Genomic DNA, 22956 nt, shown 5'->3' with positions numbered 1-22956 from the left:
GCTATATTGCGGATACAACCAGAAATTTCTACCCCCAGATAGATAGATGAACGGTTTCCAGGATGCATTTATTTCCTACGGGCGAGCAGATAGCAAAGCTTTTGCCCTCAAACTTTACCAGCACCTCAGGGATTACGGTTTAAAGGTTTGGTTTGACTTTGAAAATATTCCTCTGGGGGTAGATTTTCAACATCAGCATCTGCCTACCTCCTTCCAGAACGAATTTATCCGCGAAAGTCTACGCCAGCCACCCGCCACCTCACTGAATGTCTTTATTTCCTACTCTCGTGTTGATTCTGACTTTGTTCATAAGCTGAATGAGGCATTACAGATGCAGGGAAAAACCACTTGGTTTGACCAAGAAAGTATTCCAGCGGATGCCGATTTTCAGCAAGAAATCTATCAGGGAATTGAAGCTTCGGACAACTTTTTAGTGGTTCTCTCTCCTCGCTCAATCAATTCTCCTTACTGTGCCGATGAAGTCGAATATGCGGCTTCCTTGAATAAGCGAATTGTGACGGTGCTGCATCAAGCGGTGAACCCAGCCGATTTGCATCCAGAGTTAGCCAAAATTCAGTGGATTGACTTTAGTCAAAACGAAATCGACTTTGCCACCAACTTCAGCCAACTGGTTAGAACCTTAGACACAGATCGTGAACATGTTAGCAGTCACACGAAATGGTCGCAACGGGCGTTGGAGTGGCAGGAAAAAGGAAACAGTCAAGACTTGCTGCTGCGGGGGAGTGAGTTTGCTGTTGCCCAAAACTGGTTACAAACGGCATTAGAGCAAAATAAACAGCCTGCACCGACAGCGTTGCAGCAAACATTTATTCAGGAAAGCAAACAAGCCAAGCCAGTGATGATAAAACCGTCAAACTGTGGAATCGAGACGGCACCTTTTTCAAGAAGCTGTCAGGGCATAAAAATTCGGTTAGCGGAGTGGCGTTCAGTTCTGATGGGAAAACTATTGCCTCCGCCAGTCACGATAAAACCATTAAACTGTGGAAACCAGACGGCACTTTGCTGGCAACCCTGGCTGGGCATAGGGATAAGGTGACAAACGTAACGTTTAATCCCAAGACTCATACGATTGCGTCCACTAGTGAAGATAACAGCGTCAAACTCTGGGAACGTGAGAACAATTTTGTCAAAACGCTCCATCGGCATCAAGATGTGGTGAATGCCGTCGCGTTTAGCCCAGATGAGACATTAATTGCTTCGGCAAGTGATGATAATACCGTAAACTTGTGGCACAAAGACGGTACTTTGCAAACAACTCTGAACGAAACTGACAAGGTTCAGGATGTCGCCTTTAGTCCAAATAGTCAGCTCATTGCTACGGCAAGTCAGGATAAGAATGTAAAGGTTTGGAAGCGAGATGGCACTTTATTAACGACTTTGAAGGAAAAGGATAAGGTGAATCAGGTGGCGTTTAGTCCCAATGATAAAAAGTAATAGGATGTCCGGCTTTCTCACCCCCAATAAAAATGTACGGGCTCCTTTACCAAGCCCGTACTCACCCTCACCCCATCTCCCCATCACCCTAATTATGGGTATTTAACCGGACATGATATAAGCAAGTTATTCCGCCGTAGCCAGTTCGGTGCTACCACCACTCCGACGACGGGTTAGGGTGTTGAAGAGCATTTGACCAATGGCTTTAATCAGGTTACCTTCTAATTCCTGGAACAGCTTCATATTCATGCCAAATGCCGCATTTGCCTGATCAACAATCCGTTCGGCTGTGGCGTTATCAATGGGGAGTTCATCCAAGGCTTGGCGATACTCAGCTTTGAAGGCTTTTTCGTCAGGAATGTCTTTAAACTCGTAAAACGCTGTACCTTCACCCTCAGATAAATTCATCGCCCGTTGAGCAATTTTTTTCAGGATTTGTCCCCCAGATAAATCGCCCAGATAGCGCGTGTAGCAATGGGCGACTAATAGTTCTGGTTCAGAGGCGGACAGGTCGCGAATTCGCTGCACGTAGTCTTTCCCGGCGGCTGAAGGCGCTACTTGTTCGCGCCAGTTGGCACCGTAGTAATAGTGCAAGTCTTGCTCTAGACTTTTCTGGCGATTGAGTTGGGGAAAGTAGAGTTTTGAGAGAACTGGATGTTGACGATGGCGCTCCATTTCTTCTTCCATCGCACTATAGACGAAGTAGAGATTGGCGACGAGTTTCCGGTAGGAGTTCTTTTCAACGACCCCTTTCAAAAAACATTTGACAAATCCCACGTTTTCTGCCATCGTATGGGCTTTTTTTGTTCCCTCACGTAACTGAGTGGCTAAATTGGTACTCATGTTAAATTTCCTATCCCTAAGGTTTACGACTTGTGTATTTTTACGTCCAAAACGTATCAAAACCGTCCCAAATGCTTAGGGTAAACTGATATGATGAGAAATGATATTAAGAATTGTAAAATAGGTGTCGAGTGTCGGGTGTCGGGTGTGGGCAAAAAACAGACACCATGCACTGAAGGGGTGACATGCACCTTATCGGCTTGGTGTCTTGGAGCCTTGGAGCCTTGGAGCCTTATGCTAGAGTCTCACTCCTGCAAGATAGTCTTGGACACAATCCGAGTTTTCTTGCGATCGGCGTCTGAGAGTTCTTCGCCAGATTGCAAACGAGTCGCGTTAGTTTGCAGCACCGTAGCGGCACTTTGATCTCCCATTTGGATCGCCGTATTAGCCGCCGTTTGTAACATTGTGGCAGCGCCAGAGCGATCGCCTGTTTGCAGTTTGGCTTCGGCTATTTGGGTTTGCCTGTATTTGGCTAATGCCAGAATCGATTGTTGGACTTTGGTATTGGGAGACGGTTGATAGGTACTCTGAACGTTAATCTCGACGGGAACCTGTTCCGACTTTAACCCCTCTTCCCCCGTAGCCGGGTCATCATAAAGTACTTGCAGCTTCGCGATCGCCTGATACCCTGGAGACAGTTGTCCCATATACAGATTTGCCAGAATCACCCGTTCGGCATCCGTCATCAAATCACCCAAGCGGACGACAAATTGATCACCTTGGAGTTGCAGGGGGAGTTCAATCGTATCCGGGGCGACTTGGGCAATGGGTTTGAATTCGGCAAACCGCACACCATCCATTAATTCACATAATAAGTAGGCATTGGTCAAGCCAACGGCTTGGATACGGTTAAACAAGCGTCCAAACTCCTGCACCGCTTGCTCTGGCTGTTCAATATAAGAAAGTGTACCACTCCCCGAATCGGCAATTTTTTCTAGCACATCTTGGTTCCAACTTGCCCCAAATCCTAGGGTATTGATCGTCAGCTTATTCTCAACTGCGAATTGGGCTAATTTTAAGCAGCGTTCATTGTCTCCATGTTCATTTTCGCCATCGGTTAGCAGAAATACCTGAGACACGGCGTCAGCTTTTCCCTTAGCCACTTCTGCAATCCCCAGTTTCAACCCCTCATCAATCGCCGTTCCCCCATCGGCAGACAGTTGGCGGATTTGGGATTTAATCGTATCCAGATTATCGATCGCTTGATTGGGAACCAACACTTTGGCACGATGATCAAAGGCAATCACAGATATGCGATCGCCCTCCTTGAGTCGTTCAATCAGTTGTATTGCCGCTTTTTTCACCGTTTCTAGGGGACGCCCATGCATAGATCCGCTGTGATCGAGAATTAAGCATAAATTCAACGGCAGTGACTGATCCTGGGATTGGCTGATTGCCCGAATCGCGATCGATAACTGACGCTGGGAACTGGGTTGATTGGCATCCAGATTAGTATCGCTGAGGGCAGGGTGTAAACCAACTTTCATGTCTCTCTCAAACTCCTAAGCCAGTGAAAAGATGTAATTATAGTAACCTTTGTGTAATACATAAGTACTGATGAAGGGTTGAGGTTGCTCATGGTAAACTCTGAATCATAATCAATGCAAAGAACCACCCCAAGCAACTTCATTTCGCCACAAACGAATCGCACCAACACTTATGTTTTGAGACTTGCCTCTCTCAATCCCCACCGTCTTACACGGTGGGGTAGTTGAAAAGCACGCTACTATGTTTTAAAGATAGCGCCATTATTGCATTCCCCAGTCAGGAACCCCACGGCTTAAGCCGGGGGTACCGAAATTGTCCATACCTGACCAGCCTAAGACCTACGCGGTCTACGTTATACCTAACTCTACAAATATGCAGTCGTGTACAGGGAAAACATGAAACAACCGATTCAGGCAGTTCAATCAACTTACTATGGTCGGCAAAACTACCGCACCCCGCCACCTGATTTACCGTCACTGCTCCTCAATGAGCGGATTGTCTATCTAGGTTTGCCCTTGGTGCCGCAAGTTACCGAATTGATTGTGGCAGAACTTTTGTACTTGCAGTACGACAATCCCGACAAGCCGATTAAAATCTACATTAATTCCACGGGAACCTCCCGTTACGATGGTGAACCGATTGGCTTTGAAACAGAAGCCTTTGCCATCTGTGACACGATGAATTACATTCAACCTCCCATCCATACCATTTGTATTGGTTCGGCAATGGGGATGGCGGCGATGCTGCTGTCGGCGGGGACAAAAGGCTGTCGGGCAAGCTTACCCAATGCCTCAATTGTGCTGCACCAACCCAAGAGCTATGCAAGGGGTCAAGCCACAGATATCCAAATTCGGGCGAAGGAAGTGCTAGCCAACAAGATGACTATGATGGATATTTTTGCCAAAAATACGGATCAATCTGCCGAAAAGATTGCCAAGGATATGGAGCGGATGTTGTACCTGAACCCCTATGAGGCAAAAGAGTATGGCTTGATTGATCGGGTGTTAGAGAGCGATGAGGTTCCGGCTGCTATCGCCGCCAGTGCGTCTTAGTGCTTAAATTGGGTACTCAAAGGTGAGTCGTTGGGGTTCAGCTTCGGTAAACCATCCAGTCTCATGTCTAAACCCTTCTTGCCGACTACAAAGACGCGCCATGGCACACAAAGACGCGCCATGGCACGTCTCTACAACTAGATCAGGGCGGGTTCAGTCCCATCTAGGTGAGAGAAAAAACGATAATTGTGAAACCCGCCCCGACAGACCATTAAAAACGTTTTCTAGAATTCGGAGCAAATTATGCCCATTGGTGTCCCCAAGGTTCCTTATCAACTTCCTGGTTCTCCTTACAGCGATTGGATTGATATCTACAATCGTCTCTACCGGGAACGGATTATTTTTCTGGGTAAAGAAGTCGATGATGAGATTACTAACCAGATCATCGCGGTGATGCTTTACCTGGATTCGGAAGACAACAACAAAGATATTTATCTGTACATCAATTCTCCCGGTGGTTCAGTTACCGCAGGTATGGCGATTTATGACACCATGCAGCATATCAAGTCGGATGTGGTGACTATCTGTGTCGGTTTAGCGGCGTCGATGGGATCGTTCCTGCTGGCGGCTGGGAAGCATGGGAAACGGTTGGCGTTACCCCACTCCCGGATTATGATTCACCAACCCTCTGGCGGTGTGCGGGGACAAGCGACAGATATTGAGATTGAAGCCAGGGAGATTTTGCGAATCCGGCGTCAACTCAACCAAATCTACGCGGACAAGACGGGTCAATCGGTTGAGAAGATTGAAAAAGATATCGATCGCGACTTTTTCATGTCCGCGCAAGAGGCGAAGGAATACGGATTGATTGACCGGGTGATTGAAGACAGAGCAGGCTAAGATAGACAGAATCGGTGGGGCAGTTCTAAAATACTGCCTCTACCCCTATCATTGCTTGTCCTGGAGATGAATCTGGCGGATTGTTATCGATTGTTGGGTTTAAGTGATGGTGCCTCTCGATTAGAGATTAAGGCATCCTATCGGCGTTTGGCACGCCAGTGTCATCCGGATGTCAATGTCGGTGACGGGCTGGCTCAAACTAAGTTTATTGAGTTGACACAGGCGTATAAGCTGCTGCTGAATGCGATTAAACCCTCTGGGACAACTCACTCGGCTGAGGATTCCCAGACGGTTACGGTGACAAAGCAGCCGCCAACAAAACCTCCCTCCATTCCTCCCCTATCAGAGATAGAATATCAGCTCAAATGGACATCCTATGAGCGTTTACAGCAATTACTTAAAGAACAACGATTTGCCCGTGCGATCGCGCTGGTTGAGGGGTTAGCGCAACGGATTCCCCAAGATCCAGAGGTGCGACAGTGGCAAGCGATTACCTATCAATGTTGGGGACGATATTTGGTTAAGGATGGGCAGTTGGATAAGGCGAGAATTTATTTGAAAAAAGCTCTGAAGACTGACCCCCATAATCGTTCGTTGTGGGCAGAAGTCGAACGAGATTTTCGTCTTATGGAACAGATGGTTTATTGATGATCAGAAACAGTTACAGATTTTTTTGAGTCAGGGTGCGATCGCTCCTTTTTTTGGTATACTTTTATCATGGGAAAATGTGCCGACCTATAGACTCGATACTTAGACTCGATACTGATCACTTCAAAGCGGAACAGTACAAAGCGCGATCGCACTCTCCAATTGTCAATAATCCTCTCAGTGACAGAGAATCAAACGGGATCTGATCACCTTTAATCATCCTGTAGGGGCGACCCGCTTGCATTAATCAACAATTGTGTCCACTTAATCTGATCGGGTCGCCCTTTACTCAATTTCCTATGTCAAAACGTGTTTCTTATGAGTTATAGGTTTTCCTTGAGATGCTCCTGAATCAGACAAAGATAAGGGATTTAGCTGCCCAACCCTTGGTTCATGGTTCATCGCCTGTCGTTCATTGCCATGAACAATGAACAATGAACTATGAAGGTATACTGGACAACAGTGAACCCGATTGTTATTTGTCCCCAGTCTGGAAAGATTGCGAACTCTTAAAGAAATTGACGAATTATTATCCAGAGGATAAATTAGATGTTTACCCAACAAAGCTTGGGATAGATTGAAAACAGCTACCCTAGAGGAGCTTTAAATGTCTCGTCTTTACGCCGTTGCATCAGCGTTAACCCTGGCAAGTGCTATGGGGTTTAGTTCTGAAGCGCTGGCTCAAACCGTTGATATTCCATTTACGGCTAGTGTTCCCATTGAGGTAACCTTTGACCAGGTTGTCCTGGGTATAGTGGAAACAACGGCTAGTGGTGGTTCAGTTCAACTGCCTAATGTTATAGAATCCGTCAATCCAGCCACCGTAACATTACAGTCAAACACCCCTGCTACGTTAACGGTTTCACCGCCTCGGCTCATCTCCGGGTCAACACCTGATCCGGATGGGACAACTTATGTCACCTTTGTTACGGTTGGTACACAACAGGTGACGGCGGATACGGCGGAGGTTACCATGAATCTGCCGGTGGGAATTAGTGATTTAGAAGTCGATATGCGTGTGGAAAGACCTGTACCGTTTCCGGCTGGGACTTACAATTATGCGGTGACGCTGACGGTTATCCCTTAATTCGCTTATCGATGTTTGGTTTATTTGTGCATATACCTTAAGGAGGTTTCCCATGATTCGTCGTTTAGTTTTATCTGGCTTTGTTCTGGCGGGTGCGGTGGCGTTTAGTCCGAACGTTTTGGCGCAATCTGTTGATGTCATTTTTGAAGGAAATATTGGGGAGAGTTGTAGTTTTGCCACCCCAGTTCCAGGTGTATTGGTGTACCGGGGTGGACCATCAACCGGTGGACCTGTGAATGGAGAAATTACCTCTGATGCGCCGGGAGGAGTATCGGGTACAGTTGATGTTTCCTGTAATACATCAGGAGTAGACCTTGAAATCACAGATGCCCGCTTTGTCTCTTTTACTCCCACCAATCCAGAGTTCGATAATGGTCCGTTCCCCCCTCCGGGTTCAGATGCTTTTTTAGAGGCACGGGCAAGAGTTCCAGGTGCAGAAACATTCTATAGCGGTCCGGCTGACGGTAGCGGCGGTGGTACTGGTCTATCCATGCCCATTTTTCCTTTGAGTCCTAACCCTGATGACGGGTTTCGACAAACTGTGGAAGTTGATCTAGGCGTTGATGGTGGATTTTTTGAAGCCGGAGTTTATCAGTATGCTGTCACTTTAACAATTGTGCCGTAGGAGGTTTGTAGTAAGGGAACCTTAGCCCTGATCAAATTCCGCGAGAAGACCCCAACGATACCCGAATCAGGGTTACGAGTTGATTAATCGGTTGTCCCGTTTACGTTAGCAGGGCGAGTCGAGTTGATTAATCGGTTGTCCCGTTTACGTTAGCAGGGCGAGTCGAGTTGATTAATCGGTTGTCCCGTTTACGCTAGTGCAGCGACTCGCCCCTACCCCCTACCCCTACCCCCTACCCATCTCTGATACCCTTCCCTGATACGGCTATGACTCTAGGTTTTAATTCTGTCTTGCCCACCGTTACTCGCCTCAGTCGTTGGGTATTATCGGCGGCTTTACTGTGTGCAGGTGCGGCGCAAGCCCAGATGAGTGTTTCACCCTTGGTGATTGAAGCCCAAGCCAATCGCGGTCAAGCTCAAGCGATTATTAATGTTACCAATACCAGTAATCAACCGTTTCGGGGGCGAATTTACGCTGAACCCTTTACTTATGATGATAATGGATTCCAAATCTTAGACTCTAGCCCTAGTGATTTAACCCCTTACCTGCAATTTTCACCCAGAGAATTAACTGTACCACCGGGAGTGCAGCGACGCATCCGTTTAATTACTCGCTTTCCCCCTAGTTTACCAGAGGGGGAATATCGAGCCGTTGTGTTTACGGAAACACTTCAGGAAACCACGGATACTGGGGGTAATTCTGTCGCGTTAACCGCCCGAATTGGCACAACAATTTATGTGCGTCAGGGAGAGTTATCACCAAATTTGGCAGTGGAGAGTGCTAGTTGGAATTCAGAGCAAGGACAGATTCAACTCCTTGTTGAAAATACCGGAATGGCATCGGCTAGAGCAGCGGTGAGTTGGACGTTAAAGCAGGGAGATACGGTTATAGATACAGGAAGTTTGAAACCAACGGGGATTGTGGCTGAGAGTGAGCGTCAGTTTCTATTAAATTATCCTGATGAAGGGCAATTGGCTACGGGTCAATATCAGCTTACGGGTGAGTTAATCTGGGCTGAAGATGATCAGCGACAGACACAGCCGTTTATTGTTGATTTGATGATTCCTATGCCCTAAATAAGGGGCGATCGCGTGGTTGAGCCTGTCGGTTGGATTGGTGGTGTCGAGAGGTTGATCTTTTTTAAACGCAGAGGATCGCAGAGGAAAGCGCAGAGGGTCGCAGAGGGTCTGTGGGGTTTGAGTCGGGGAGGCGATGGGCTTTGTTTTTGCTGTTTATTTGGCTTTGTTCGCTTTACCAGGAAAAGGGGGTTATGTCAAAAAAAATATGTGTTTTTTACAAAAATACATGCATCTAAGTGGTGCGGGTTTTGATGGAATTGAGGCGAATTGAGTTCTGTTTTGATGCTATTTCAATGGTTTCAGGGAATGGTGTCCAGGATTGGAGAAAAATTGGACAGACTTCCCCAGATGTTCAATTCTACCAAATCGCTGGATTGACGTAAATCCGTTAGTAGTTGAGAATTATTCTCACAGTTTTTGGGGCGGTTAAGTTCTGTAAATTAACAAAAGTCTGATTGAAGTTGGGTGGGGGGAAAAGTTTTAGTTATCGTCAGCCGTTATATGTAATGTACAGGAAGAATGTCGGCAAATTTTGACTGGCGGAAGACAGCTAAAATAGTGGATTAGAGATTACAGGTTTTCTGGACGCAAGCCTGGGGTTTTCCGGTGTGGATTCTGTTTGGTGGCAAATCGCGATAATTGTTGGTTTGGTTGTGGGAATGGCGGCTAAGGCTTGTTCTGTTAGCTATTCCCGTTTTCAGGAGACGATGATTAGTCAAACACAGATGGAGGATTCAGTCACTCCAGTTATTGAAAATTACGATAACTTTACGGTATTTCCGGTGGGGGTGAATGTCGGGGGGCGTCCGGTGATTTTTAGTGTCTTGGTGCGGGGACAAGAAGATGGTAGCCAAGCGGTTGAGTTTGAGAAGTGGTTGATTCCTTATGATGCGGTGGTTCAAGCGTTGAAGCTGGAGGTGACGCCGTTAGCGGATGGACAATTAGACGTGCGATCGCCTGGATTGATTACTCGCCTCAATCCCCAGGAGTTACAGAATGATCCGGAGTTGGGGTTGGTTTTGTCAATTCAAGAGGTGGAAAGGTTACTTGGTGTTGCCGCAGAATTCGATATTAATGAGTATGCGATTATTCTGAATCCGCCGTGGTTGGGACAGAAAATTGGGGGGATTGCGGCGACGGAACCCCCTATTCAACTGGAAGGTTTACCCCGAATTACGCCAAACGATTTGACGCTAACGGCGATTGAGGAACAGATTACGGCGACTGGATCAGAGTCAGCGTCGGGTTTGGGTGAGTCTTCTTCCCTACGGTATCGGGGGGAGTTGGCGGCGGTGGGAACATTGCTATCAGGGAGTTGGTATGTTCGGGTGAATCAACCGGATTTCTTAGACTCACCGACGTGGAGTCTGACAGAAGCCCAGTATTTGCGACAAACGGATGCGGCGGATTATGTGATTGGTTCTCAACCGACGTTTTGGCGAAGTCAGGGGAGGGGGGATTATTGGGGTGTAACCACGATTCAGCGACAAGGGTTTACACCTCCGGTGACGTTTGGTGGGGGTGGATTTAGTCCAGGACAACGGTTGCAAGCGTCGCAGGTGGGACAGACGATTGTGGGTGAAGCGGAACCGGGGACGTTGGTACGTCTGACACAGGGATTTAGTGACCTTGTATTGGCTGAGGTTCTGGTGGATTCGTCGGGGGTTTATCGGTTTGAGGATGTACCGATTGGCGGTCAACGGTTGGGGAATTATCGGGTTTTATTATATCCTCAAGGACGCCTTTCGGCTCAACCGGAGGTGCGGGAGGCGACGTTTTCCACGGTTCCAGGACAAATTCCGGATGGGGCTTCCGTGACAATTGTTTCAGCAGGTTTGTCTCATCAACCCTCTGGAGTTCAAAATCAGAATTTTATTGGAGAATGGCAGAATTTTCAGGGGGGAATTGCCCAACGGTGGGGGATATCGGAAGATTTGACGATTGGGGTGGGGGGGATTTATGACCAAGCAGCGAGGGGATTGGCGGATGTATTTTTCCGCCCTAATGGGATACCCTTGGAAGTGGCGGCGTCGGTGTTGAGTCCAGATCAACAGGGGGATTGGGATATTAATGCGAATTTGCGTTATGAACCAACCTCTACGATTAGTTTACAGTTTAATAGCGATCGCTTGTCCCAACGGCTTAACCTGAATTGGCGTGTCTTTCCCCGTTTGACGGTATTGGGAACCTATAATAGTCGCGAGGGGACGGCGGTAGGGATGCAAACCGGATTCAGTCGTCGTGGTTTTTTTACCTTTGCCCGGGCGACGCTTGATGACCAAAATCGCTGGCGCTGGAATGCGACACAACGGTTAGGATTTTTACAACTGAATCATCAGGGGAATGAATTGGGGTTTCGGTCTGAGTTGAATTATAATCTATCGCGCCGTTTTCTGGGTGATGGCTATTCTGTACTGCTGAGTTATGAAACCCGCAACCTTCAGCGTCGGGATACTTTAACGACGGTTGGTTGGCGCTATCGATCCAAAGCGCGATCGCCAGATGGGAGTTATCTGTGGGACACTCAGTTGGGCTATGGGTTGGGTTCTCAGGGTTCGGGCTGGATTGCCCAGATACAGACGACGATTATACCGGGTTTGCTGTTGCGTGGGCGTTATGATGGGGTATCACTAACTTCTAGTGAGGCTAATTATAGCCTAGAATTGGTGGCAAGTTTAAATGTACAGGAAGGGGTAACTCCAGGCGATCGCCAATCGGATCGGTTTCGCGATCGCGGTGGGATATTGATTCAGCCGTTTTTTGACCGTAATAATAATGGTAAGCGCGATCGGGGCGAAGAAATCTACACCGAAAACCCAGAGTTATTATTAATTCTCAATAACCAACCGATTCAATCCTTTCGTCCCCAAGTCCAAGCGGATCGAATTGGGCTACGCTTACCACCGGGAACCTATCGCCTCGACTTTGATCCGTCTGGATTTCCCCTGGATTGGCAAACCGTCAATGATGCATACAGGGTTGAAGTGGTGGCGGGAAGTTATACGGTAGTCCAAGTTCCTCTGGTGTTATCCTATACTCTCTCTGGGGTGGTGACTGACGCCCAAGGGAATATAGTTGCTGGGGCGAGGGTAGAAGCGATTAGCGTTGATGGCGAACAACGACGATTTTCCGTCACCAATGGGGCGGGTGTTTATTATCTGGAACAGTTACCCCAGGGGACATTCACGCTGCAAATCAATCAGGAACCCGCCCAACCGGGGACAATCACCTTGGATGAGGATGCAGAACCATTTCAGGAGTTGAATCTGCGATCGCCCTAACCCACTCCGGAAACTGGAAACTGGGAACTCAAGTTTCACTAATCATTTAGATATAGCGCTTTATTTCTTTATACTAGAGAAAGCTGCGGCAAAATAATACATAAATTTAGTAACCCTGCAACCTCACTAAACCGATACCAAGGTCAGCTTTAGTTGATAGGTTATCAATAACAACCTCTTCTAAGTCGATTAACTACCCCCAACAGGGTGATTTTTTATCGATTTAATCCCTTAAACCAGTCCAGTGCATTTCTACCTCAAGATCAGGGAACACTCATGTCTACACCGATTCAGTTCAGCCGTTGGTTAGGGATAGTATTGTTCATCCCATTGGTATTTCTGAAGCAGGAACCGCTACAAGCCGAGTCGATAACAGCGGCTGATGATGGAACGAATACAAGTATTAATTTAGAAGGGAACCAGTTTAATATTACAGAGGGAACGCTTTCCGGAGATGGCGCGAATCTGTTCCATAGTTTCCAGGAATTTGGACTCGATGCAAATCAAATTGCTAACTTTTTATCTAATCCACAGATTCACAATATTTTAGGCAGAATATCTGGGAATCAAGCATCATTTATTAATGGGTTAATTCAGGTTACTGGTGGAAACTCGAATCTATTTCTGATGAATCCATCGGGGTTTATTTTTGGGTCGGATGCCAGTCTGAATGTGCCAGGAAGTTTTACGGCGACGACGGCAAATGGAATTGGCTTTGAGAATGGTTGGTTTAATGCCAGTGGTGAGACAGACTATCAATCCTTAGTCGGTTCTCCCAATCGTTTTGCGTTTACGATGGTTCAGCCAGGAAGTATTATTAATGCGGGTGAATTGGCGGTAAGTGAGGGAGAAAATTTAACCCTGCTGGCGGGTCAAGTTATTAATGCAGGAACCCTTTCCGCCCCTGGGGGTACTATTACGATGACGGCGGTTCCTGGAGAAAACTTAGTCCGGATTTCGCAAGCGGGGATGTTACTGTCTTTAGAAATTAAAGCAGCCACGGGGGAAGATTACCTGCCAACAGCAGACGGAATTTCACCATTACAATTAGCTGAGTTACTCACCGGACAAGATGAAGAAAGTACAGGCGTTATTGTTAACTCAGCAAATACGGTGCGACTCATAGGTTCAGATGTGGTAATACCCACAGAGGCGGGAACAACAATTCTGTCTGGTGTGGTTGATACGTCTAGTGAACAAGTGGGGGGTAATGTCTATCTAGTCGGCGAACAAGTAGGAGTCATCAATGCCACAATTAATGCCTCTGGTGGTGATGGGGGTGGCACAGTTTTGATTGGTGGCGGGTTTCAAGGAAAAGGTTCAATACCCAATGCTTTACGGACATTTGTAAGTTCAGATTCCGTTATTTATGCTGATGCACTTGAACAGGGAAATGCTGGGCAGGTTGTGGCTTGGGCAGATGAAATTAACCGTTTTTATGGCAGTGTGAGTGCCACAGGGGGCGAAAGTTTCGGTGATGGCGGTTTGGTGGAGATATCGGCTAGAGATAGTTTTATTTTCCGAGGGTTGATTGATGTCGGGGCAACATCTGGGAATCTAGGAACTATCTTATTTGATCCGAAGAATATCACGATTAGTGATGGAGGAACAGATGATTTCAATCTCAATAATGCCTTTGGCGAGAATTCAGGCAACTCAGTTACCTTTGATGCGGATCAATTTAATGCCCTAATGGGGAATGTGGTTCTGCAAGCGAATAATGATATTACGATTAATCAGAGTATCAATGCCAGTAACATTGGCACGTTGACGCTGCAAGCGGGCAGAAGTATCACGATTAATAATGTGGTCATTACTTTAGACGGCGGCAACTTTAGTGCCACAATTAATGATGAAAATTCAGTAGCCACCCAGCGAGAATCCGGAGTTGCCCAATTCCTGATGAATTCAGACTCGCAAATTTTCACCAATGGCGGTAATATTTTCATAAAACCGGGAACCTTTGGCGGTGATGCGATTGGAACGGTACAGCTTAATGGTGGAACTCTCAATTCTGGAGATGGTGCGATTGAGATTACTGGCAGAGGAAGTAGTGACGGTGCAGCAAAAACGGGGATTTTTCTGACTAATGGTACGGTTGTGGAATCAACAGGAACAGGTACTATTACTTTAGAGGGAACTGGTGGTTCTGGGACAAGTGCGACTCGCGGTATCGAGATTCAAAATCCTGGAACAAGGGTAAGTTCCGAGGATGGCGATATTGTAATTAACGGTATTGGTGGAGACTCAACCGGAAACGATAACTTTGGTATTTTTATGCTGGGTGGTGTGGTTGAATCCACAGGAATCGGCAATATTACTCTAGAGGGTACAGCGGGAACGGGAACAGATGGGAATCGAGGTATTCAGATTCAGAATTCAGGAACCGTAAGTTCAAACAATGGTGATATTCTCCTCAGGGGTGCAGCCGAAAATGCCACGGGAAACAATAACTTTGGTATTTTTATGCTGAGTGGCGGTGTGGTTGAATCCACAGGTTCAGGGAATATTACTCTAGAGGGTACAGGGGGAACAGAGGCTTCTAGTCGCGGAATTCAGATTCAGGATTCGGGGACAAAGGTAAGTTCTAATACTGGTAATATTCTGCTTAGCAGTACGGGACAAGATACAACCGCCTCAAATAATATTGGTATTTCTCTGCTGGGAAGTGGTACGGTTGAAACTCAAGGTATTGGAAATATTACGTTAACCAGTGAAGGTAGTATTGATGCCAGTAGTGGCATCCTGGATAGTGGTTCATCCACAACTGGTGGAACGATTACCCTAACTAGCCAAAATGGGGGGATTACGACGGGTGATATTAATACCTCTGGCGATACGAATGGCGGGAATCTTGTCATCGAAGCCAACCGGGAAATTACCACCGGGAAAATTCACACCACTGGCGGTTCTGGAGGAGGGGGTAATGTTAGCCTTAATGCCCCTAATGATATTCAAGTTAGCTGGATTAATACAGAAGGGGGTACGACAGGCGGCACAGTCGATATTACCACTGACAGCTTTTTCCGCGCCACCGATATCTTTATCGCCGCTAATGGTATACCTGCGAGTATCTCCACCATTGGGGGGAGTGAAGGGGGCAATATTACGATTAGCCATGGCGGAGAAAATGAAACACCCTTTGAAATCGGTGATGCAACGACGAATGGCATAGCCGCCGCCCTTACCACGGGTAGTGCGACAATTTCTCCGGTGGAATCCTTTCCCTCAACTCAAACGACAGGAAATATCCAGATTATTAGTGCAGGTTCTCCACAGACACCTGTTCCTCCACAGACACTTCTTTCCCCGAGTGACATTTACAATCTTTATAAGGGAATTGATTCAGACAATCTTATCGAGTCTCTGCCCTTTATAGATACCACAGAAAATGTGACTCAAGCGCTGCCAATTATCAACGCCTCAACCGCACTTTTGACCCGACAAGATGCAGGGGAGGCGACGAATCGCTATATTGAATCCTTAGAACAAGCCCGACTGAAAGAATTTGCGGATTACTTTGGGCGAGATTTCTCTCAGTATTCAATTTCCTTAGCCAGTATTGAACAGGCGTTGGCAGAAATTGAACGCCAAATCGGGAATCGTTCTGCCGTGATTTATGCGGTGACAGAACCAGATGGCGTGAAATTAGTTCTCTTTACCGCCGCCGCTGAACCTGTCACTAAAGTTATCCCGGTTAATCGTGACCAACTTCTAGGAGTTACAAATGAACTGCGAGTCCAACTGACGGATGCATTCCGCCGTCGGGGGAATGGTTATTTGCAACCCGCGCAACAACTCTATCAGTGGTTAATTGCACCGATTGCATCGGAACTGGAAGCGGCTGAAATTGATACGTTACTCTTTTCCATGGATGCGGGATTGCGGACGATACCTATGCCAGTCTTGCATGATGGTGAACAGTTTTTGATTGAAAACTACAGCCTCAGCATGATTCCCACATTCAGCCTGATGAATAGTAATTATCAGCCGCTGACAAATCCGCGAATCTTAGCGATGGGGGCATCAGAATTTACGGAACTTAATCCGTTACCAGCGGTTCCGGTAGAGTTATCAACGATTGCCCAAGAAGTGGGTGGTCAAGTTTTTCTGAATCAGGAGTTTACGTTAGAGAATTTAATTCAAGAACGCCAGCGTTATCCTTACGAAATTATTCATCTAGGAACTCATGCCGATTTTAAATCCGGGGGACCGAGTAATTCCTATGTGCAGTTGTGGAATGATAAGTTAACTTTAGACCAAATGCAACAAATGAATTGGGATAATCCCCCTGTGGAGTTATTAGTCTTATCGGCTTGTCGCACGGCGGTGGGTGACAATCAGGCGGAGTTAGGATTTGCTGGATTAGCGGTGGCGTCGGGTGTGAAGAGTGCTTTAGGTAGTGTCTGGCAGGTGAGTGACCAAGGCACATTAGCCTTAATGACTGAGTTGTATAATCAACTGGGTCAGACTCCAATTAAGGCAGAGGCGCTAAGAGAAGCCCAGTTATCGATGTTGCGGGGAAATGTGGTGATTGAAGGGGGACAATTGCGCGGGAGTGGAACGCGAGGAGGGGTATCGTTACCGCCACAATTGGCTGAGTTGGGACAAGTTGATTTATCCCATCCTTATTATTGGTCGGGATTTATGATGATTGGTAGTCCGTGGTAATTTGTTATGTGTCAAAACACTGATTTCACTGATTTATTGTCCAGATGGGAGTAGGGAGGTGAGAGCTTATTCACACTGATTACACAGAAAAGTTGGTACTCTCATCTTGACAGTGGGGTTGTAATTTTAGCTAAAACAAGGATTTAATTCTCTGCCATAACTTGACTAGCTTTTGATGCCATTTTTGCCAACGCCTGCGATTAGTCGCCAGATTTTTTAGCATCCACAGTTGATCATCATTGGGGTTCAAGTTTAACGCCTGATTGTAAGCGGTAATAGCTTCCTGGTAGCGTTGTAATTCCTGAAGCGCATTTCCACGTTCTGTCCAGTAGTGATAATCTTGTTTACGTTCTAAGGCTTGATCATAACTGTCTTTGTCTCGTTAAAGTAGGGCTGGAATATTCTTGAGATTGCGGCAGGGAATCCCACTCGTAATTTTGTTCATTGCTCAACATTGGCAGACGGATAAAGCGCGACAAGAATTATACTTTTTATTTTAGCTATCAAGGGCTTAGACTGTACTCTTCCTAAATAGATAAATTTGGGGCGGGATAGTTTGGATTTAGAGTCCGCCGTTGATGGAGAGGAATGGGGATTGTTGGAGTTAATGTTTTTCTTTGTTCAGAGAAATTGAAACTCAGGAACTATGGAGACTTTGCCTGCAATGTCTCTCCGACACCGATGCATCCTACCCAATCTCAACTCTAAAATACGCCTGTAGGGATTCTGTAAATCCCCCGAAAACGTTATCGTAGTGGAAGTAAGGTTAGAAAAAAGATATGGCGGTTCAGTGGCGGCGACCTATTTTAGTGGGCGGTATTGCTTTATCCTTTGGATTATGGCTGCTAGAGACGGTGCATCAGTCAGGTTAACGTAGAGACGTTGCATGCAACGTCTCTACAGGATTAATTTTCTCCGTCAGTCGTAGAAACGGAAGGAATAGACTCCTCTGCGTGACCCACATCAAACACAATCACGAATTGTAAGTCAGGCATCATTCGCTTCAAAATACGCAAATGACCTTCAGCATCGCCACGACGACGGAAGCGACCCACAATGACATGTTGCAAATTCGACTGCAAGCGGACAATTTTCCACGGACTCAACTTGTCTTGATAATTCATTTCTGTAAAACCCCTTGTGTCAACGACCCATGACTAATGACTAAACACGATGGTCAAGGGTGAGATTATGGATAGAGAACCCTGTGAGATTATGTTTCAGTCTTATATAGTGATACAGCTTTCATCAGCGCTATCGGGATAGAGTCCCTGGTACCGCTACCTTCGTGAACTACCGCAACTTACTTCGTTGAAGTTCCAGCTTCTGACTTCACAGGGAATTGCTTAAAACTGTGTCATGGCATCTCAACAGATCGTCAGAACACAGAGCGTTTAGTAGCTTTTGTTACAGTTTGTCCAGAATCATCACATCTGTTTCGTGTACCCTAAACCTTCTGCCTTTTGCTACACCTAATACCAAATCCGCCTTTATTACCCCCTGCAAGAGGAGACGATTGAAATCGCGGCTACACTAATGTATGCGAATCCTTCCCCAAGGGTAGTCCGCCTGCACGGACTGGGTTATAAGGGGGATAGCTAACCCGGATTTGGTATAACTGAATTTTCCTGAATTTTACCCAACTTTTATTGGGATCGATTTCATCTTAATCCTCAATTCTTATAAATTAAATTGTGATTTTGATGATTAAACTAAAACTATCACAACCCAACAGGATTCTACTTCAAGCTAGTTTTATATGACCTATGTTTTTTCAGTTAGGGTTACTCAACCTAAACCCAAGAATTACGCATCTCACCAAACAACTCAGTTTCTTGCCCAACTTTTAAATCATCCAGACTATCGCCAGATGATCGAGAAAATTGCCAGAAAAAATACCAGCGGAACGGCGATTGACTGGGAAGATGCCGCCCAAACTGCCCATATCAAATTATTTCAAGCTGTAATGGCTGGCAAGTTTCGTACTGGGGAAACCAATCAATTTTACCACTGGTCAAAAAAAGTAGCTCGCTTGGCAATTATTGATTTAGTTCGTCAAGACAAACAAAGACACTGTACAAGTTTAGATCAAGCGATTCCCGGAACAAATTTATCTTTATTGGAAACCATCCCGGATGAATTTGACGTGCTAGATGCTGTGGAGCGTACTGATTTAATTAACAGAGCCATCGCCGCTATTTCAGCACTCGATCAACGTTATCCTAATCGAGGGTATCAGAAACTATGGCAGGGGAAAGTACAAGGTAAAACCCAAGTCGAACTAATTGCTGATTTGGGCTTAAAAAGTCAAGGTGCTGTCTCAAAACGTTGGCGGGAGTTATTAGAACGCCTTGCTGAGGAGTTGGGATTATTACAAACGGCAACAATCCAACTCGAACTGAAGGCGACAAGCCGTAAAAAAATTCAGCGATCGCGCTCAACTCAAGCTTGGTAAAACTTTTTAAGGGGTGCATTGTCACAATCACTTATACGGAAACACAACTTCTCGAAATGTGAGCGAAACTCGGCGATTTCTGCCGAATTCTCTTCCCTGATACTTATCATTTTTGCGAGCAGGAATGCCATGTTGCCACTGATAGCGGGCAACCCCTTGCAAAATAAGTAAACTCCCCGGTAATAGCAGAACAGGGATCTGAGTTTGCGTGGGTGGATGGGTCAAGTTCATCACACAACGACTCCCCAAACTTAGGGAGATAATAGTATTACCAAAACAGGGAACACAGTCAACATGATTGGTAATGCCTTGACCGGGTAAGTACTCATTGACAATCAGTTGATCGGGGGGAGTTGGGGTGACGCGATCGCGAACCAGTCGTTGTCCCAGTTGGTTTGCCCAATCTGGCAATTCTCCTAAGTAGCTGGCGGATGCTAATGCCCGTTTTTTATACTCATAGCGATAACCATAATGTTGTACTCGGCGTTTTAATTGGGTTGACCATTCCTGTTGGTCGATAATCGCCAGTAATTGATTTTGCTCCTGGGTATTTATATAATCGGGGATGTAGTTTAGTCCAGGTATATCTGGCACAATAAAGTCTGATGTAGGATCTACATCAAACTTTAGCGATTTTGATGATTGTATCATTTTGGAATTGGTTCGTAGTGAGGGATGCGAGCCCTCTCCAGCTAGGCATTATAGCACGCTTTGTGCTTACTACAAACACAGCCCTATTTTAGTTGTGCCACGCCATTACAGGTTATTAATTTATTTTGTCTCAACGATAGAAATATACCAGCCACAGTTTTATCAGCCATCAACAATCAACAATCAACAATCAACAATCAACGATTTGCCGCTATGCTAGAACATTGGTGTTATCAGTTGCGCCTAAGATGACTTTAATTCTCACCAATGATGATGGAATAGATGCTCCAGGGATTCAAGCACTCCAGCAAGCGGTTAAGGGTAAAGGCGTCATCGTCGCGCCTCAAACCCATTTATCCGGTTGTAGTCATCAAGTTACCACGCATCAGCCGATCCATGTCCAACAGCGTTCAGAATTTGCCTACGCGGTAGCCGGTACGCCCGTCGATTGCACCCGTCTCGCCCTGAGTCAACTGGTGCAAAATCCCCAATGGGTACTCTCTGGGATTAATGCAGGCGGTAATCTGGGGGTAGATATCCATATTTCCGGTACAGTCGCGGCGGTGCGGGAAGCGGCAATTTTGGGAATTCCGGGGATGGCGATTTCCCACTGGATTAAACGCCCGTTGGTGATTGATTGGCAAGTGGCTAGCCGTTGGACAACCAGGGTGTTAGGGGAGTTATTTCAACGTCCCACTCCTCCAGGTACGTTTTGGAATGTGAATTTACCTCACCTAGAACCCGGTTCTCCAGAACCCGATATCGTATTCTGTAAACCGAGTATTCAGCCCTTACCCGTTAACTATGTTATAGAGGGGGATCACTATTACTATAAAGGCGAATATGCTAAACGCGATCGCGCCCCAGGTACAGATGTTGATATTTGTTTTGGCGGTAGTATCGCCGTGACTCTCCTGTCACTTTGAATTCCCAATTTTCACGGGAAATCTAGCAACCTGCATCGGGGCGGGTTTAGTTATATCTGGGTGTAACCGAAACGATAGTAGTGAAACCCGCCCCTACACTGTCAATAAGGGTGCGGCTTGTAAGAGGGTTTGGGTATAAGGATGCTGGGGATTGGTAAACAACGTTTCGGTTTCTGCCATTTCCACAATCTCACCCCGATTCATCACCGCGATCGCATCACAGAAAAACCGCGCTACCCAGAGATCATGGGTAATAAATAAATAGGTTAACTCAAACTCCTGTTTTAGCGATCGCATTAATTCTAGTACCTGCGTCTGGACAGTTGCATCTAACATACTCACGGGTTCATCACAGATAATCAAACTGGGGTGAGTAATCAACGCCCGCGCGATCGCGACTCGTTGCTGTTGTCCTCCAGATAAGTCCCTCGGATAACGATAATAATAGTCCTCTGGAGGCGTTAATCCCACCCGTTCCAGCATTTCCATCACCTGATGTTTCGCTTCTGTAGGTTTCGCTAGGTGGTGGATAAATAGAGGATCAGCAATACTATCACCTACTGTCATCAAAGGATTCAAACAAGCCAACGGATCTTGAAAAATCATTTGAATATGTCGCCGCATATCCCGCAGGGATTTCCGGTTCAGTTGGGTTAAATTTATGCCTTGAAATTCAACAGTACCAGAGGTGGGCGGAATCAGTTGCAAAATGGTGCGCGATAGTGTACTTTTTCCACATCCTGATTCTCCCACTAATCCCAAAACTTGACCCGGATACAGGTCAAAACTAACCTCATCCACCGCTTTGATCAGTTGAGGTTCGCGGGACAATAATTGGGCAATAAAATTTTGTTCTAAGGTGAAATACTGCTTTAACTGTTGCACTCGGAGAATGGGTGTCTGTTGATTGTTCTCCCTCTGTTTCTCCATCAGGGCGGGTTTAGTTAGGTTATCGGTTTTTTTGCTATCGTTATCGGTAAAACCCGCCCCTACAAATCCGCCTCTGTGCGTTCCCTGTTCCCCATCATTCACCGTTTGCATCAGCAGCGCCGCTTGCAGGAGCGATCGCGTATACTCATGCTCAGGGTGGTGTAAAATGTCCTCAACTGCCCCCATTTCCACCATTTTGCCCCCATACATCACCGCCACGCGATCGCAATATTCCCCTACCATTGCCAAGTCGTGGGAAATTAACAACAGCGCCATCTCCCGTTCTTGGCACAGTCGTGTCAATTCCTGTAAGATTTGGGCAGAGACGGTGACATCTAGACTTGTGGTTGGCTCATCCGCGACAATCATCTTAGGATTGAGTAAAAGGGCGAGTGCGATCGCGACTCGTTGCCGCATTCCGCCACTAAATTCATGGGGATACTGGGACCAACGGTTAGCCGGAATCTTCACCGCTTCTAGGGTTTCAATTGCCTTTTGCTTACACTCACAACGCGATAACTGAGGTTGATGGGCTTGTAAGGTTTCCAGACAATGATCGCCAATTGTCATCAACGGATCAAGGCGTGTCATCGGATCTTGAAATACCAGCGCCACTACTTCCCCGCGAAACTGGCGCAGTTGAGTGGGGTTTAACTCAAAAATAGACTGTCCTTTAAATTTAATTTGTCCTTCAATTTTTGTGGCTTTTGGTAATAACCGCATCGCCGCGCGTCCCAGAGTGGATTTACCACACCCCGACTCTCCCACCAATCCCAATCGTTCTCCAGGATTCAGGGTAAATGAGACATTATTCACTGCCCAATATCCCGGATTAGTTGGATAGGCAATGTGTAAATTATCAATACAAAATAAAGTCATAAGCATGTAGGGGCGGGTTTAGCCGTTTCATTTTGATACCTACCGA

Annotated in this window: 18 protein-coding genes and 1 pseudogene; 12 read left to right on the top strand and 7 right to left on the bottom strand. The window is 46.4% G+C overall.

All coding sequences use genetic code 11. The features are described from left to right. Positions 1-46: 46 nt before the first annotated feature. Entirely contained in the window at positions 47-1057 is a 1011-nt protein-coding gene (locus ACLFWI_RS02420; protein ID WP_446411580.1) for a toll/interleukin-1 receptor domain-containing protein, read from the top strand. After that, positions 940-1455: a WD40 repeat domain-containing protein gene (locus ACLFWI_RS02415; RefSeq protein ID WP_446411579.1), complete on the top strand. Its 516-nt coding sequence runs from the start codon at positions 940-942 to the stop codon at positions 1453-1455. Before ACLFWI_RS02420 ends, ACLFWI_RS02415 begins: the two co-directional genes overlap by 118 nt. 126 nt (positions 1456-1581) lie before the next feature. On the opposite strand, the gene ACLFWI_RS02410 is transcribed toward ACLFWI_RS02415, so the two are convergent. Together ACLFWI_RS02410 and ACLFWI_RS02405 are read right to left on the bottom strand one after the other, a co-directional pair. Continuing rightward, positions 1582-2298, bottom strand: coding sequence for a biliverdin-producing heme oxygenase (locus tag ACLFWI_RS02410; protein WP_446411578.1), 717 nt, complete (start codon positions 2296-2298; stop codon positions 1582-1584). A 245-nt stretch (positions 2299-2543) separates the two neighbouring features. Further along, a complete protein-coding gene (locus ACLFWI_RS02405; RefSeq protein WP_446411577.1) occupies positions 2544-3785 on the bottom strand; it encodes a vWA domain-containing protein in 1242 nt (413 codons plus the stop codon). A gap of 396 nt (positions 3786-4181) precedes the next feature. Here ACLFWI_RS02405 and ACLFWI_RS02400 point away from each other — a divergent pair, with 396 nt between their 5' ends. Further along, the gene (locus tag ACLFWI_RS02400; protein WP_446411576.1) at positions 4182-4838 is read left to right on the top strand and encodes an ATP-dependent Clp protease proteolytic subunit; all 657 of its coding nucleotides are present in this window, start codon (positions 4182-4184) and stop codon (positions 4836-4838) included. Here the strand turns inward: ACLFWI_RS02400 and ACLFWI_RS02395 are convergent. Continuing rightward, the gene (locus tag ACLFWI_RS02395) at positions 4835-4960 is read right to left on the bottom strand and encodes a hypothetical protein (RefSeq protein ID WP_446411575.1); all 126 of its coding nucleotides are present in this window, start codon (positions 4958-4960) and stop codon (positions 4835-4837) included. The two genes, ACLFWI_RS02400 and ACLFWI_RS02395, sit on opposite strands and share 4 nt — an antisense overlap. 121 nt (positions 4961-5081) lie before the next feature. Here ACLFWI_RS02395 and ACLFWI_RS02390 point away from each other — a divergent pair, with 121 nt between their 5' ends. From ACLFWI_RS02390 to ACLFWI_RS02360, 7 genes are all read left to right on the top strand, one after another. Beyond that, entirely contained in the window at positions 5082-5678 is a 597-nt protein-coding gene (locus ACLFWI_RS02390; RefSeq protein WP_446411574.1) for an ATP-dependent Clp protease proteolytic subunit, read from the top strand. A 66-nt stretch (positions 5679-5744) separates the two neighbouring features. Beyond that, positions 5745-6326: a J domain-containing protein gene (locus ACLFWI_RS02385; protein ID WP_446411573.1), complete on the top strand. Its 582-nt coding sequence runs from the start codon at positions 5745-5747 to the stop codon at positions 6324-6326. Positions 6327-6933: 607 nt separating this feature from the next. Beyond that, a complete protein-coding gene (locus ACLFWI_RS02380; RefSeq protein ID WP_446411572.1) occupies positions 6934-7413 on the top strand; it encodes a hypothetical protein in 480 nt (159 codons plus the stop codon). Positions 7414-7465: 52 nt separating this feature from the next. Continuing rightward, positions 7466-8038, top strand: coding sequence for a hypothetical protein (locus ACLFWI_RS02375; protein ID WP_446411571.1), 573 nt, complete (start codon positions 7466-7468; stop codon positions 8036-8038). A 266-nt stretch (positions 8039-8304) separates the two neighbouring features. After that, positions 8305-9114, top strand: coding sequence for a P pilus assembly protein, chaperone PapD (locus ACLFWI_RS02370; protein WP_446411570.1), 810 nt, complete (start codon positions 8305-8307; stop codon positions 9112-9114). 611 nt (positions 9115-9725) lie between these two features. Continuing rightward, on the top strand, positions 9726-12398 hold the full coding sequence (locus ACLFWI_RS02365; RefSeq protein ID WP_446411569.1) for a carboxypeptidase-like regulatory domain-containing protein: 2673 nt from the start codon (positions 9726-9728) through the stop codon (positions 12396-12398). A 276-nt stretch (positions 12399-12674) separates the two neighbouring features. Next, positions 12675-17069, top strand: a complete 4395-nt coding sequence (locus ACLFWI_RS02360) for a CHAT domain-containing protein (RefSeq protein WP_446411568.1) — start codon at positions 12675-12677, stop codon at positions 17067-17069. Positions 17070-17199: 130 nt separating this feature from the next. Here the strand turns inward: ACLFWI_RS02360 and ACLFWI_RS02355 are convergent. Further along, a pseudogene (locus ACLFWI_RS02355) lies at positions 17200-17391 on the bottom strand (tetratricopeptide repeat protein); the annotation flags it as partial. Positions 17392-17974: 583 nt separating this feature from the next. Further along, the gene (locus tag ACLFWI_RS02350) at positions 17975-18193 is read right to left on the bottom strand and encodes a hypothetical protein (protein ID WP_446411567.1); all 219 of its coding nucleotides are present in this window, start codon (positions 18191-18193) and stop codon (positions 17975-17977) included. Positions 18194-18828: 635 nt separating this feature from the next. Here ACLFWI_RS02350 and ACLFWI_RS02345 point away from each other — a divergent pair. After that, a complete protein-coding gene (locus ACLFWI_RS02345) occupies positions 18829-19524 on the top strand; it encodes a sigma-70 family RNA polymerase sigma factor (RefSeq protein ID WP_446411566.1) in 696 nt (231 codons plus the stop codon). 27 nt (positions 19525-19551) lie between these two features. Here ACLFWI_RS02345 and ACLFWI_RS02340 read toward each other — a convergent pair whose 3' ends face one another. After that, entirely contained in the window at positions 19552-20175 is a 624-nt protein-coding gene (locus ACLFWI_RS02340; protein WP_446411565.1) for an alpha-ketoglutarate-dependent dioxygenase AlkB, read from the bottom strand. A 248-nt stretch (positions 20176-20423) separates the two neighbouring features. Between ACLFWI_RS02340 and surE the strand changes: the two genes are divergently transcribed. After that, positions 20424-21101 carry a 5'/3'-nucleotidase SurE gene (gene surE / locus ACLFWI_RS02335; RefSeq protein WP_446411564.1) on the top strand — a complete coding sequence of 226 codons (678 nt, stop codon included), beginning with the start codon at positions 20424-20426 and terminating at the stop codon, positions 21099-21101. A 93-nt stretch (positions 21102-21194) separates the two neighbouring features. On the opposite strand, the gene ACLFWI_RS02330 is transcribed toward surE, so the two are convergent. Next, positions 21195-22916: a dipeptide ABC transporter ATP-binding protein gene (locus tag ACLFWI_RS02330; protein WP_446411563.1), complete on the bottom strand. Its 1722-nt coding sequence runs from the start codon at positions 22914-22916 to the stop codon at positions 21195-21197. Positions 22917-22956: the final 40 nt, after the last annotated feature.

Origin of the sequence: Coleofasciculus sp. (genome assembly GCF_046539235.1) — a bacterium.
Lineage (GTDB): Bacteria > Cyanobacteriota > Cyanobacteriia > Cyanobacteriales > Coleofasciculaceae > Coleofasciculus.
The sequence above is the reverse complement of the archived record's forward strand: the minus strand, read 5'-3'. Positions and strand labels throughout refer to the sequence as shown.